This window comes from Apibacter sp. B3919, from assembly GCF_026537405.1.
Classification (GTDB): Bacteria; Bacteroidota; Bacteroidia; order Flavobacteriales; family Weeksellaceae; genus Apibacter.
Genome location: NZ_JAFNMG010000003.1, coordinates 1 through 13,968, shown reverse-complemented (window position 1 = coordinate 13,968; position 13,968 = coordinate 1). Strand labels below are relative to the sequence as shown.

Here is a 13,968-nt window from a genome sequence, read left to right as displayed (position 1 = left end):
AACTGAAAAATAAATAATAATAAAGTGTGATTATTGAGAATATCGAACGTCAGGTAATTTTTGAAGATTATATAATTTGGTTTTTAATAAGGTATAAATTTAAACTAAAATAAGCAATTGTGTTTATCTCATACAAAATATTTAATTTACTATTAAAATATAGAAAAATAAAAACAGTTAAATAATGCGAAGTAGTAGAACTATATAGTATTTAAATAAACATAAAATCTTAAATTCAACTTTTTTAAATTGTAAGTAAATATTTAATAAATAAAACTCAAAATTTTAAGCTTTTTGGAAGTAAATAAAATATATCAATAATAAAGAACCTATAATAATTCTGTACCAGCCCCAAATTTTAAATCCGTATTTTTTAATCACTCCAACAAAAAATTTAATAGCAAAAATTGCTACTACAAAGGCAACAAGGTTTCCTAAAATAAAAAGCCACATTTGATTACTATTTGAAGCCAATAGTTCATACCCTTTCATGCTGATTCCATTTTCTTCCCATGTTTTTAATGTAAGAGAATATACGGTAACCGCCAGCATAGTAGGAACTGCCAGAAAAAAAGAAAATTCAGCGGCAACCTCCCTGCTTAATTTTTGTTGCATTCCGCCAATAATTGAGGCTGCAGATCGGCTGGTACCAGGCATCATTGCTAAACATTGCCAAAAACCTATAATTACAGCTTGTTTAATTGAAATATCCTCTTCTTTAAGTATAGTAGGATTTTTAAAAAAACGATCTACAAACAGAAGTATAAATCCGCCAACAACTAAAACGATGGCAATAGGAATGGGTTTTTCTAAAATAGCATCAATTTTTTCATTAAATAATTTACCTAAAATTAAAGCAGGAATTACAGCACATATTAATTTCAAATAAAAATTTAATCTTTTAAAATCGAAAAATTTTTTCCAGTATAAAACAACAACTGCTAAGATTGCGCCCAGTTGAATACAATATTCAAACATTTTTACAAAGTTATTTTCTTGTATTCCTAAAATGGAACTGGTAAAAATCATATGGGCAGTGGAGGAAACAGGTAAATATTCTGTAAGACCTTCAACAATAGCAATAATGATCGCTTCTAACGTATTCATTTAGAGTTCTTTTTTGGATTAGAATAAGTCATGATTGAATAAATTTCGACTAAAAACCCAAGAACAATAAGAATTGGGGCCAGTCGAATTCTTCTGAAACTAAAAATATCTTCGTTCCAGTTATTCTTATCATAAACTCCATTTACAGTATTCGCATCCGGTCCTGTCATCAAAATAAGACCTAGAGCAATTAAACCCAAACCGATAAACATAAATGTATAATTTCTTTTTCCAAATAAAAAAGGTTTATCAGATTCAGAATATATATTTTTTGATGGTTGATCTTTCATAAAATTAAATTTTCAGCCAATTTAAGAATTATGAATAATATAGATCATCAATTTTAAGTTTTAAATATCTCCAAGTTGCAAACCATGTACTAACCGTTGTAATCAAAATTCCAATAAGCAAAATAAATAAAGACAAGATAATATGGTTAGAATAATCTACAATTGGCGGAAGAATATTATAACGGATAAGCATATAATTTACGGCGAATAAAAGAACTAAGGCTATTGCAGATCCTATGGCTCCTAAAATTACCGATTGAATTAAAAAAGGTTTCATAATGAATAAACGCTTTGCACCCACTAATTGCATGGTTTTGATTATAAATCTTTTAGCGTAAATTTTCAATCGAATGGAATTATTAATTAATGAAATGGCAATTAATAAGATAATACCGGCGAGTATGGAAATACCTAACGTAATTTTTCGAACTCCTTTATTCATCTGAGTCAATAAATTACTGTCAGATTTTACCTCATCAACTAAAACATTTTTTTGAATTTGCTTTTTTATAGTTTCAATATGTACGGAATCAGTATATTCCGGTTTTAAAGCGATAGTAATGGAAGCCGGAAATATATCTTCTTCGAAAAGAGATTGAGAGTCAACTCCTAAATCTTTTTTTGCGGTGTAAGTTGCTTGTTCTTTAGATATATACTTAGCCTTTTTTACGTAAGGATTTACTTGTATACTATCAAGATAATTTAGTTGGGCTTTTTCGTTTTTTATTAGATTATTTTTGTTTCTGTCGTTTTTAAAGAAAACTTCAATCACCATTTGTTCTTTCAAATAATCAATATAAGAATTGGCATTAATTACAATCATGCCAATGATTCCAATTAAAAATAAGACTAAAGAAATACTGATGACTACAGTAATGTTAGAAGAACGCAATCTTCCCTTATTTAGCTTGTCTGTTTTATTGGCCATATTTTTATTAAATATTCGCTAAAATATAAAAACTTCATTTATTTTAGTGTAATTTTGGATATAAATTATTGTTAAAATAAAGATACAATTGAAAGTTAAACCTAAAAAGCATTTAGGGCAACATTTTCTAAATGATCAGAATATCGCCTCAAAAATAGTAGATTCATTAAGCTATAAACCGTATGACTTAGTGTTGGAAGTTGGTCCGGGTATGGGAGTTCTGACTCAGTTTTTACTTCAAAAACAGGTGAAAGTATATGTTGCTGAAATTGATAAGGAATCTGTAGATTATTTAAAAATAAATTATACTCAACTGGAAAACAATATCGTAGGTGATTTTCTTAAGTTAGAATTTGAGGAATTATTTTCAGATAATTTTGCTGTAATTGGTAATTTTCCCTACAACATTTCTTCACAAATTGTTTTTAAGATTTTAGAAAATAAACATAAAATACCTGAAATGGTTGGAATGTTTCAAAAAGAAGTAGCAGAAAGAATTGCCGCTCAAAACGGAAATAAAATTTATGGTATATTATCCGTTCTAACCCAAGCATATTATAACGTAGACTACCTATTTACTGTTCATGAAAATGTATTTACACCACCTCCCAAAGTTAAATCGGCAGTTATACGCTTAAAACGATATAGAGATAAAATTGAGGGTATAGATGATGAATTCTTTTTTAAATTAGTTAAGGTAGGATTTAATCAAAGACGGAAAACACTGAGAAATGCATTAAAAGTTTTAAACATTCCTCAACATCTTGAATCCCATGAATTTTTAAATCTACGCGCCGAACAATTATCTGTAGAAAATTTCATACATTTAGCTCGATTATGGAGTTCAACTTAAAACATCACATTTAAAATTCCTAACTAATGAAAAAAAATATAAAATTTATCGCACTCAATATAATTGTAATGATGTGGATGACTTCTTGTGAGCTTAAGAATAATAAGGATACAAGCAAAGAAGAAATACTCTCCAATGTAAAAGTTGTGAATGAAGTAGATCCTGTATGTAGTATGTCTACCCATGAAAATTTAAAAGATACCTTAAATTATCAAGGTAAATTATATGGTTTTTGCAGTTCACATTGTAAGGATGAATTCAAAAAAAATCCGGGAAAATATTTATCTAAAAATGAGTAAATTATTTTGACATTCGAAAAATAATAATGTTAGTAATATATATAATTGGATACTTTAATAATCTAAATAAAGTTTCATAACTGAATGGTTTTAATTCTTTTGATAGCTCTTAGTGTTAGCTCATTGTAAATAAAAATTTAAATAAAAAAACCTCCTTCTTTTAGCGCTTAGCTCATTTAATTTAATGAATTATAACCATGACTACTTAAAGTAAATTTTAAATTAATTGAACCTCAATAATTAAAATCAAATTACAACTAAATATTCATGTTGAAAATTCTTTTTTTTGAAGTTTGACCTCAAAAAATAAGATTTTAATTAGTAATTCTAAATTTTCGGCATAATTTTTTAATAAAAAATAATGATTTGTTTAACAATAATGAATATGTGTTGTTTTTTGTAATAAGTGAAAGCAATTATGATAATTATGTTAAAAAAATATAATTATATAAATATCTTAATTAAATTATTGTTATATAATGATAAAATAAATCATGACTTATAGTAAAACTTTTTATTAAATGATTTTAAAAGTTAAGAATTATTATAAATTTGCACCCTTTAATTTGTTTTTTCGATGAATGATTTTATTGCTGCTCGATCGCAGATGGCAGTTTCATTAGGATTCCATATCATATTTTCATGTATAGGTATGGTTATGCCTTTCTTTATGGCAATTTCACATTATAAATATTTAAAGACCGGAGATGAAGTATACAAAGGTCTAACAAAGGCTTGGAGTAAAGGAATCGCAATATTATTTGCAACCGGAGCGGTTTCAGGTACCATGCTTTCATTTGAATTAGGATTGCTTTGGCCTGAATTCATGAAACATGCAGGTCCAATTTTTGGTATGCCTTTTTCTTTAGAAGGTACTGCCTTTTTCGTAGAAGCTATAGCTATAGGATTCTTTCTTTACGGTTGGAATAAATTCAACCCTTGGTTTCATTGGTTAACAGGGCTATTAGTTGGAATTAGCGGATTGTCATCAGGTATACTGGTTTTAGCAGCTAATGCATGGATGAATAGTCCTGCAGGGTTCGACTATGTCAACGGAAACTATATAAACATAGACCCTGTAAAGGCAATGTTTAATGACGCTTGGTTTTCTCAGGCATTACATATGATAATAGCCGCATTTGTGGCTACCGGATTTGCGGTAGCCGGAATGCATGCATTCATGATCTTAAAGAAAAAGAATATCGAATTTCATAGTAAAGCATTTAAAATTGCTGCCACTTGTGCATGTATTGCAGCTTTGATTCAACCTTTAAGTGGAGATATCTCTGCGAAAGATGTAAGCAGAAGACAACCGGAAAAGTTGGCGGCCATGGAAGCACACTTCCATACAGAAGCCCCGGCCTCATTTATTTTAGGAGGTATTGTAAATGAAAAGGAAGAAAGAGTTGATTATGCTATAAAAATACCCGGTTTATTAAGTTTTTTAGCTTATGGAAATGTAAAAGATCCGGTTAAAGGAATCACTGATTTTCCCAAAGACGATAGACCGCCCGTTGCAATTACACATTATTCCTTTCAAATCATGATTATATTAGGTGTGGCATTAATGATATTGGCTGTTATCTATTTATTGGCAAGATTCAAAACTAAAAAGTGGCTTACAAAAAAATGGATTTATAAATTATTTGTAATAGCTACCCCCTTGGGATATATAGCGCTGGAGGCAGGATGGACCGTAACGGAAGTTGGACGTCAACCGTGGATTATTTATAAAGTAATGAGGACAGCTGATGCCGTAACACCTATGCCCGGAATAGCATATTCATTCTATTTATTCACAGCTATTTTTATTTCTTTATCAGCCATTGTAATTTTCCTTTTATATAGGCAAATGAAAATGGTTCCTATATTATATGACGCAACGGATAAGAATTATAAACCTAACAAGAAGTAGAGTATGTTTTATTTATATGTAGTAATTTTTTTCCTCTGGACAGCGATAGCTTTGTATTTATTATTAGGAGGTGCAGATTTTGGAGTTGGAATTTTAGAATTATTCAGCAAACAAAAAAATGAAAAAAGAATTGAAAAAATCATGTATGAAGAAATGGGACCCGTATGGGAAGCTAATCATATGTGGTTGATCATTGTAATTGTAATTCTTTTTGTAGGGTTTCCTGATATTTATTCGGTACTATCAACCTATTTACATATACCTTTACTATTAATGCTTATAGGTATAATTGCCAGGGGAACTGCCTTTTCTTTTCGAAATTACGATGCGGTTAAAGATCATTGGCAATTTGTTTATAATAAAATATTTAGATATTCCAGTGTAATCACACCCTTTTTCTTAGGCATAATAGCAGCAGCAACGGTTTCCGGAACTATTGATGTAGAACCTACCGATTTTATGAATGCTTATATTTGGAGTTGGCTTACTCCGTTTGGATGTACGCTTGGTGTTTTCACTTGCAGTATTTGTGGATATTTGGCTGTTTCCTATTCATTGTCTCAAGTTAAAAATTTTGATGATCGTGAATATTTATCTAAAAAACTTACTATATTTTTATTTGTAGTGATAGTTACTGGAGGTTTAGTATTTGTATGTGCTTATTTTTCACATGTTCCTTTAATTCAATGGATATTTGGAGAAACAGTCGGATGGATTGCGGTAATTTTAGCAACCATTTCTGTTTTTGGAACTCTATATGCATTGAAAGAAAAGAAATATTCTTGGATAAGAGTATTAGCAGGATTTCAGGTATTAACCATATTGTTTGCGGTAACCTACCGGCATTATCCTAATTTAGTTATATTAAAACAGGGTACTCTATCTTTGATTGAAGACCAATACATACATAAAACTATTGCAATGCTAGCATGGGCACTAATGTTAGGAAGTATTTTTATACTTCCGGGAGTATTCCATTTGATTTATTCATTTCAAAAAAGAAGATAGTGAAAAGCTTTATTAAGTTATAAAATTCCATACTATTAAGGATTTAACTAATTTTGTTAAATCCTTTTTTAATTTTCATCTGAATGAGTTCAAGCTATACGATATACAATGCATCTGCAGGTGCAGGGAAAACGTTCACTTTAGTGAAAAATTTCCTTAGTATCCTATTGCAAAATGATTCCGTAGAGTCTGTGCGTTCCATAGTAGCAGTAACTTTTACCAATAAAGCAGCTAATGAAATGAAAACGCGCATACTTTCATGGTTAAAGGATTTTTCAGATGATAAAAATTATCAATCGAATTTAGTTTTACAGCAGATATCTCAAGAACTGAATATAGATATATCTCTTTTACATCAGCGATCGTATAGGGCCTTATCCTACATATTACATCATTATTCATTATTTTCAATTAGCACCATTGATAAATTTAATTTACGATTGATGAAGGCATTTACCAAAGAATTGGGGTTGTCGTATTCGTTTGCGGTGGAACTGGATTCTTCGGAATATCTCAAACAGTCAATTGATGAATTAGTAGATGAATTAGGAACAGATAATCCTTTTGCTGAGGTCATTTTAAATTATATATTTTGGAAATTCGAGAACGAATCATCTACAGATATTAGAAAGGAATTATTGACTTCCTCACATAATTTTTTAAAAGAAAAGAATCTGGAACAGATTAATTCTTTGACTTCTAAAGAGATTGAAGATTTTAGAAAATTGAATCAGTTGATAAGTAGGCGAGTACAGGAAAATTATACCTTAATACAAAAAACAGCCGATGAAACTATAACATTATTTGAATCCAACGGTTTAGAAGTAGGAGATTTTTATCAAGGAGCGAGAGGTATGGCCGGATTTTTTTATAAAATGCAGGACTCGAGCAAAATACTTAGTATAAACTTATCTTCTTCGTATTATAAAGCTTTTTGTGAAGAAGAAAAATATGCAAAATCAAAATCGAGTCATGAAGAAGATATAAAGGGTATTGCTCCGCAAATTATTGAGGCATTTTATAAAATAAAACAAGCAATCATTAGAATTAAAGTAGATGAATCTGTTCGTAAAAATCTCATTACGATTGAATTACAATCTGAAATTAATCGATTTTTACACAGACGAAAAACAGAAAATGATGTAGTATTTCTATCAGATGTAAATCCTATTATAGGAACTCATTTAAAAGAGGAACCGGTAGCCTTTATATATGAAAAATTAGGGGGGAGATACAATCACTACTTTATAGATGAATTTCAAGACACCTCACAACTTCAATGGAATAATATAATTCCTTTGTTAGATAATGCAAAAGTATCAGATGGAAATACAATTACTTTGGTTGGTGATCCCAAGCAAGCCATTTACAGATTTCGTTCGGGAAATCCTGAAATATTAATCGATCTTATAGCAAATGCAAAAGACAAAGGTATTCATGTAAAAACTTTGCAGAATAATTTCAGAAGTTTGCCCAATATTGTTGATTTTAATAATACCTATTATCAATTTTTATCTACTTATTTAGTAAATAATCCCGAATATTCTTCATTGTTTGGAGTCCATGCACAGCAAATCTCCCACTTACCCAAAGGGGGAAGGGTACAGGTATCATTTATATCTCCAAAAGAAGAAAATCTCTTAGAAGAAAGAATTGTTGAAATAATTGAAGAGTCTTTACAGAATGGTTTTGATTTTAAAGATATAACTATTTTAGTAAGAAATAAAAAGCATAGTGTTTCCATTGTAGATAAAATTGCAGAAAAAGGTTATCCTATTTTAACAGAAGAAGCATTATTAGTTGTATCGTCCCCTGAAATCCAGGCTCTTATTTATGCTTTACAATGGATTTCCAATCCTGAAGACAAAGAAAATTTAGTGAGAATGCTCCATCTTCTTTTTACCATAGGTAGAGCGGAATTTGAAGATTTTACAGAAGAAATTTGTAAAATAAAAGATTTGGATTTTGACGATATTATTAATTGGTTTAAAGAAAAATTGAATATTTCTTTGCCTTATCAACAAATATATAATTTAAGCTTTTATGATTATGTAGAAGAGTTTATTAATTCTTTAGGCTTTGGAGAGAAAGAAGATTTATATATTTCAGCCTTATTGGATATGATAGTTCAGTTGGAAAAGAACGGAGTTATAAGTTTACAAGAATTTTTAGAATATTGGGAATTAAAAAGCCCGGGATTATCCATACGATTTCCCGATAATCGAAATGCCATCCAAATTATGACTATACATAAATCTAAAGGATTGGAATTTCCAATTGTAATTTATCCTATGATCGATAGCAATTCTAGAAAGGAAGAATATTGGTTTCCACTTGATAAAGACTTATATAATGGATTTGATAAGTTTTACACATCTTCAAAATCAGGCTTAGATGATACCGGTGATAGTATAAAAGAGGTGGTAACTACCCGAGAATTTGAAAATAAGATAGATGAATTATGTATACAATATGTTGCAACCACACGGGCGTCACAACAATTATTTTTATTGGAAGAAAGAAAAGATAAATTAAGTTCGTTGGGGGAATTTTTAATTCAGCAAGGGAAATCTGCAGAAGGAATAGTTGAGCTTTATCCTGCTCCCGATTTTAAGAAAAATAATGAAAAAGGCGCAAAAAATATTGTTCAAGAAGAAAAAATACAATGGACTTCTGAAAGATGGAATTCTAAAATAAAAGTAAGTTCCGAGGCTCATAAATTTTATAGTGAGGAAAACGAAGACATACAATACGGTAATAGTATACATGCTATTTTAGCAGAAATTAATACGCCGGAAGATCTGCCACTGGTAATTAAAAAATTTACTTTGACGGGATTGATTCCAATCGGTCAGGAAGCAGAAATTGAAAATATAATACAAAAAGTTATATCCAATCCTCAAATAAAAGATTATTTTTCAAAAGGGATCACTGTATATCAAGAACGGGAAATAATATATGAAGGAAAAATTTACCGCCCCGATCGAATCATAGAACAGCAAGATTCATTAACACTTATTGATTTCAAAACGGGTGAAAAATTAAGTAATCATAAAAAACAAATTTCGTTATATGAAAAAGCCTTAGTTGGAATGAATAAAAAAGTTGCAAGTAAATTATTGGTATATATTTCTTCAGATAATGTGGAAGTGATATATGTTTGAGCTTAAACAAGATTTTATTTTATATTTCATTAATTGAAATAATTTTTTAAAAAACTAACTCAATTTTTTATGAAATCAACTATGAAATACTTGTTATTTTTATATTTTAATAACTATCCCATTTTTCATTGTATTCCATAGTAAGAAGATAAATCTTTTAGCCATTAATGTTTTTAGATTGTAATAAAAAAACATTGAAGCTTATTTTGTATATTTTTAAAAATAATAAGTATATATTATGTTTCCGAGCAACTTATTAGTTTACATAGTGAAAACATAGTTTCTGAATTTCACAGAAATTTTACGATGTCATTTTTTTAATAAGTCTATATTTGTTTAGTACAATTTATTATTAGTTTATAAAAATTTTAACCTATACACTTATTCTAGAATATATACTATTTAATACTTTTAAAGTTCATAGTTAAAGATCCTTTTTTGATTATCATAATAAAATATTACTTTACCACAATCTCAATTTTTGTGAAATTAGTGTAAAACGATAATTCATACAAAAGATAATGTGGTCGTGCCGTATGACACAAATTATAAGTAAATTTATTAAATCTCAAAAAAATGAAATATAAGCTTTTTAATTATACAATAATTATATAAATTATTGTATAAAAGTTTCTTATTTGAAATATTATTAGTTACGTTTTTATTTTTTAATTTCCGTTTATTGTGAAAACATAATAATTATAATCAGATTATTTAAAATATTTTATAATTTCAGTATTTTTTTTAATGAAATTTAAAAAATTGTTTTTTTCATTTATATTCCAATCATTAAATTTATCAATCGCTTTATTAATTAAAAATGAATTATTAGAATATTCCAAAATTGATAAAAAAGGTATCCAAGCTATTTTTACAAATCCAAAAAAATTTTCACTAAAATTTTCTTGCTTTACCATTTGTTCAAGTAAGTAATTCTCAAATAAAGGATTATTATTTGTTCTCATAGCAATTATTGGATAATAATTTACATTAATTTTGGCATTATTAGTAATGTAATTTATTATTTCTTCATTGCTTTTATCTAGTATTTCTTTTTTTATAGGAATCATTAAATTAATTATTAAGTATATTTTCTAAATTTTGTAATACAGTAGGATCATCAGGAGCTCCTATTCTTTTTGAAAAATCAGATATTTCTTTTTGTAAATTATTTTTTAAATGATTAATTAAATCGATATTATTTTCTAAATTTTCTCTTACAAAATCTATTTCCTTTTGGTAACTAAAAATTTTTGATTGAGTTCTAAAATTAGGGTCATATACTCCTTCAAAACCAACATAACCATCATTTTTATCTGTTATGAAATGTTCATATTCGTGAATTAAAGCAGATATAGAAGCATCTTCGTTTATAATAATTTGTCCTGATTTACCTTTATTTAGTCCAGGGGAATAAGCCATAGCTTCATCAAGTCTATAAATTATATCGAAACCATTTGCTTTTAGATCATCTATCATTGCTTGCCATTCTTTAGGGTGAGATACTTTGCCTGCCCCCAAAACATCAGCAATGGGATCTGCTATAGAATTATACATTTCATATGCCTCACCATCTCTACTATTAGCCGCTTCTTCTTCTAGTCTTTTTGTCTTTGCCGTTTTATTTTCTCCTTCTTGGGTATACTCAGAATCTTTAACCTTTGTTTTTGTTTTTTCTTTTAATAATGAATTTTCCAGATCACCTAATTTTTTTCCTATCGGGCTTAATCCCGTCCAATCATGCCAGGTGCCTTTTCCTGTTATAATATTGTATGTAGATTCGTAGGTACCTATTTCTATAGCAAAAATTCCTTTGGTAAAATCGGTGATTCCTGCTTCTCCGGTATTTCCATAAGTAGCAGTCGTATTTTGCACTCCCATAAGTGCTCGTATCGATAATCCAAATTTACGGAAACTTTCTATATAGTTTACTTTAATATTATTTGGAATCGATTTTGCAAAATTCCAGGCAGCACGTCCAAATCCTTGCCATCCACCTGCAGCAAAAGCTCTCGCTCCTCCCCATAATGCCGCTCCTACCATTCCTATCGGCACCAGCCATCATACCTTCCAATATATTACCTATATAATTTGCTGTTGATAAACTTATCGCCTGTGACCAATTCTTGATGTGCGGAGCGTATTTTATTATTCCTCCGGCTTCACATATCATTTGATGTCCTCCAGTAATGGCGCAATAACCCTCAATAATTAGATTTTTTTTACTTTCCGACCATTCTCTTGCATCTCTCATTTTTTGTCCGCAAAGTAAGGCTCCACATAAAGCACCTCCAACTGACCCGGCCAAACCCGCTACTGCTCCTACGGCTATAAGTGCAGCTCCTCCCGTAAAAAATAGCTGCTATTACAACTACTGTAGCAGCTACTACTATAGCCGCCAATAACATATATTTTTTGCAACCAAAATCAACAAATTCGCAAGTTGCTTTATCCATAATTGTTATATATTTTTCACCTGATTTCTTTTTTGTTGTTTTAGCTTTTCCTTGTAATTGAACAGGAATATTTCCTTCGGATCATGCCCAAAAATCTTTTTCTGTTATGATCTTATTTCCCATCGATTATTCTGCTTTAATTAGAACCTGTTTTCGTGTTAAAAAAAATATTCGTATTCTGGTACCGTATTGTATATAACTGATGCCAAATGTTCGTAATTCAATCTTTTTATTTTGTTTATTGGAGATTTTTTTATGTATTGCTAGAGTATAACGCAAATCATAATTTGTAATATTTTTATTTTTTATAAAGTATAAAGTAATTCTTCCTAATTGCATATCATCTTTTATATCTAATCGTCTGCCAAATATCTATTGGGCGATAAAGTTTTTTTATTTGCAGTATTAGTATAGTTTATGTTTTTTCTTGTAATTTTCCCATAACTCGTTTTCTAATTTATCCCATTCTTCTTTAGTATATCTTTTACCGCCTACCTCTTTATATATTTCATTTGTATTTAGAGATGAAATCGGTTCTAATTTTTTTATTTCCATGTTTTTTTAAATTCATATTTCAATTTCTCCTTATATTTTTCTTCACAAAATAAAATGATAAATGACCTTTGTATAAAGGTTATTGGAAGCTATTTTCTTTTCTATGAATAATCGCTTCGATCAGCCGTCCACTATCCGGTTCTAATTGATATTTCCCTGTCTCTCTCATTTGTGTAAACAATTTAGATATATCTACCTTATCTGAAAATTGATTATATGCCTTGTTATAAAACCCAGAGGATAATAAAAAAGAAGGTTTCAATTCTGTGTTAATTATTTGTGGAGAAGAAGAAGTTATAGAAAGATCCCACTGTACCTGAGCAGAATTAAAAAAATTAGGCTTAACTATCCCTTTTTCAATATATGGCAATTCTTTATCAAATACACAAGAAAAACAGGTGGTAAAAAATTCATTAGCTTGTATGGCCTGTTTAATCTTACTTGGAGTTGCAAATAAATCATCATTTATTTGAACTATATCTTTGATTTACGGGCTATGCTCAATAGATGTTACAAGTTCCTTTTTCGTTTAATTCCACTTTTGTTGAATTACATCCAAATTTAGTATTTGCTGAATATTCCCTTTTAAATCTATTATCAGGTGAAGCTCATTATACATACGAGAAAATATTTGCGAGACTTGGGCTACTTCTTTTACCATAGGGTTATTACATTCAAGCAAGATATGATCTAGTAAAACTAATCTCACCTCTAATGAAGTATCTGAAATCTTTAAAATAGTAAAGTCCCAGCGCATTTGGGTTTTAGAGGTAATGCATATATCAACAGCCTTCATATCCAAATCTATAATGAGTGTATATTGTTCATTAAATGTTTTTTAAATTTGTGCTTTCATAAATAATATGTTGTTCTAAATGAAATGATTAATTAATAAAAACATCTCCACCATCTATTTTGGTGATGCCTTTAATATGGTTGTTTTTAGCGGTAATTTCCACGTTATTATCTCCATTTACGCTAAATAAGGTTTTGGCGGTTGTTGTAATATTATCTCCAGTAAAGGTAATGGTGCCATCTTTATTAATGGTTATTGAACTTTCTCCTACTTTAAGAGTAATTTTAGTTTTTCCTTCTAGACTGATATTACCGTCCTTGTCCATTTTCAATAAAGATTTAACATCCGGCATCTCTTTACAGCCTCCAACCGTAATGACTTGAGAAGACGAAGTACCTATAGAAGAATTACCCGCACCGTCAAATTTCATGCTTGTGTTCCCACGATCTTCCAATAAAACAGAACCTTTTTGGTCGTTCATTAATAATTTATTTCCGCTAGCAGTTTCTAATCCTTTCATATAATTACCTGCTCCCCCGTGTCCCGATTTACCTCCTCCATTAAACATAGCCCCTAAGCTTACCGGCTTTTCCGCAT

At 29.4% G+C, this 13,968-nt stretch carries 13 protein-coding genes and 1 pseudogene; 5 read left to right on the top strand and 9 right to left on the bottom strand.

Annotated elements, in window-relative coordinates; translation table 11 throughout:
- Positions 1–285 precede the first annotated feature (285 nt).
- Genes J3U20_RS06205 through J3U20_RS06195 form a run of 3 tightly spaced genes read right to left on the bottom strand, consistent with a single transcriptional unit; the run spans position 286 to position 2,325 of the window.
- On the bottom strand, positions 286–1,107 hold the full coding sequence (locus tag J3U20_RS06205) for an undecaprenyl-diphosphate phosphatase (RefSeq protein ID WP_160542423.1): 822 nt from the start codon (positions 1,105–1,107) through the stop codon (positions 286–288).
- Complete coding sequence (locus tag J3U20_RS06200) at positions 1,104–1,397, bottom strand: DUF3098 domain-containing protein (RefSeq protein WP_105297124.1); 294 nt, start codon at positions 1,395–1,397, stop codon at positions 1,104–1,106. Before J3U20_RS06200 ends, J3U20_RS06205 begins: the two co-directional genes overlap by 4 nt.
- A 28-nt stretch (positions 1,398–1,425) precedes the next feature.
- Entirely contained in the window at positions 1,426–2,325 is a 900-nt protein-coding gene (locus J3U20_RS06195; RefSeq protein WP_105297125.1) for a cell division protein FtsX, read from the bottom strand.
- Between the two features lie 88 nt (positions 2,326–2,413).
- On the opposite strand from J3U20_RS06195, the gene rsmA reads away from it, so the two are divergent.
- The 5 genes from rsmA (at position 2,414) to J3U20_RS06170 (ending at position 9,564) form a co-directional block, all read left to right on the top strand.
- Positions 2,414–3,178: a 16S rRNA (adenine(1518)-N(6)/adenine(1519)-N(6))-dimethyltransferase RsmA gene (rsmA, locus tag J3U20_RS06190; RefSeq protein ID WP_160542422.1), complete on the top strand. Its 765-nt coding sequence runs from the start codon at positions 2,414–2,416 to the stop codon at positions 3,176–3,178.
- Positions 3,179–3,204: 26 nt separating this feature from the next.
- Complete coding sequence (locus J3U20_RS06185) at positions 3,205–3,477, top strand: YHS domain-containing protein (RefSeq protein ID WP_160542421.1); 273 nt, start codon at positions 3,205–3,207, stop codon at positions 3,475–3,477.
- 577 nt (positions 3,478–4,054) lie between these two features.
- Entirely contained in the window at positions 4,055–5,392 is a 1,338-nt protein-coding gene (locus J3U20_RS06180; protein WP_160542420.1) for a cytochrome ubiquinol oxidase subunit I, read from the top strand.
- 3 nt (positions 5,393–5,395) lie between these two features.
- Positions 5,396–6,400 carry a cytochrome d ubiquinol oxidase subunit II gene (locus J3U20_RS06175; RefSeq protein WP_160542419.1) on the top strand — a complete coding sequence of 335 codons (1,005 nt, stop codon included), beginning with the start codon at positions 5,396–5,398 and terminating at the stop codon, positions 6,398–6,400.
- Positions 6,401–6,483: 83 nt separating this feature from the next.
- Entirely contained in the window at positions 6,484–9,564 is a 3,081-nt protein-coding gene (locus tag J3U20_RS06170; RefSeq protein WP_160542418.1) for a UvrD-helicase domain-containing protein, read from the top strand.
- A 710-nt stretch (positions 9,565–10,274) separates the two neighbouring features.
- On the opposite strand, the gene J3U20_RS06165 is transcribed toward J3U20_RS06170, so the two are convergent.
- From J3U20_RS06165 to J3U20_RS06140, 6 genes and pseudogenes are all read right to left on the bottom strand, one after another.
- Positions 10,275–10,634, bottom strand: coding sequence for a hypothetical protein (locus tag J3U20_RS06165; RefSeq protein WP_160542417.1), 360 nt, complete (start codon positions 10,632–10,634; stop codon positions 10,275–10,277).
- Between the two features lie 4 nt (positions 10,635–10,638).
- Positions 10,639–11,619, bottom strand: coding sequence for a hypothetical protein (locus J3U20_RS06160; RefSeq protein ID WP_160572911.1), 981 nt, complete (start codon positions 11,617–11,619; stop codon positions 10,639–10,641).
- A gap of 806 nt (positions 11,620–12,425) precedes the next feature.
- Positions 12,426–12,575 carry a hypothetical protein gene (locus J3U20_RS06155; protein ID WP_160542415.1) on the bottom strand — a complete coding sequence of 50 codons (150 nt, stop codon included), beginning with the start codon at positions 12,573–12,575 and terminating at the stop codon, positions 12,426–12,428.
- Positions 12,576–12,654: 79 nt separating this feature from the next.
- Positions 12,655–12,945 (bottom strand): hypothetical protein, encoded by a 291-nt coding sequence (locus J3U20_RS06150; RefSeq protein ID WP_160542414.1) that lies wholly within the window; start codon positions 12,943–12,945, stop codon positions 12,655–12,657.
- A gap of 159 nt (positions 12,946–13,104) precedes the next feature.
- Complete coding sequence (locus J3U20_RS06145) at positions 13,105–13,371, bottom strand: hypothetical protein (RefSeq protein WP_160542413.1); 267 nt, start codon at positions 13,369–13,371, stop codon at positions 13,105–13,107.
- Between the two features lie 88 nt (positions 13,372–13,459).
- Positions 13,460–13,968 (bottom strand): annotated as a pseudogene (locus J3U20_RS06140) (Vgr family protein); the annotation flags it as partial.

What these genes read in the sequence shown, in the direction of transcription:
- J3U20_RS06165 (WP_160542417.1), bottom strand. Translation starts at nt 10,634, where the DNA reads ATGATTCCTATAAAAAAAGAAATACTAGATAAAAGCAATGAAGAAATA.
- J3U20_RS06170 (WP_160542418.1), top strand. Translation starts at nt 6,484, where the DNA reads ATGAGTTCAAGCTATACGATATACAATGCATCTGCAGGTGCAGGGAAA.
- J3U20_RS06200 (WP_105297124.1), bottom strand. Translation starts at nt 1,397, where the DNA reads ATGAAAGATCAACCATCAAAAAATATATATTCTGAATCTGATAAACCT.
- J3U20_RS06185 (WP_160542421.1), top strand. Translation starts at nt 3,205, where the DNA reads ATGAAAAAAAATATAAAATTTATCGCACTCAATATAATTGTAATGATG.
- J3U20_RS06175 (WP_160542419.1), top strand. Translation starts at nt 5,396, where the DNA reads ATGTTTTATTTATATGTAGTAATTTTTTTCCTCTGGACAGCGATAGCT.
- J3U20_RS06145 (WP_160542413.1), bottom strand. Translation starts at nt 13,371, where the DNA reads ATGAAGGCTGTTGATATATGCATTACCTCTAAAACCCAAATGCGCTGG.
- J3U20_RS06195 (WP_105297125.1), bottom strand. Translation starts at nt 2,325, where the DNA reads ATGGCCAATAAAACAGACAAGCTAAATAAGGGAAGATTGCGTTCTTCT.
- J3U20_RS06205 (WP_160542423.1), bottom strand. Translation starts at nt 1,107, where the DNA reads ATGAATACGTTAGAAGCGATCATTATTGCTATTGTTGAAGGTCTTACA.
- J3U20_RS06155 (WP_160542415.1), bottom strand. Translation starts at nt 12,575, where the DNA reads ATGGAAATAAAAAAATTAGAACCGATTTCATCTCTAAATACAAATGAA.
- J3U20_RS06180 (WP_160542420.1), top strand. Translation starts at nt 4,055, where the DNA reads ATGAATGATTTTATTGCTGCTCGATCGCAGATGGCAGTTTCATTAGGA.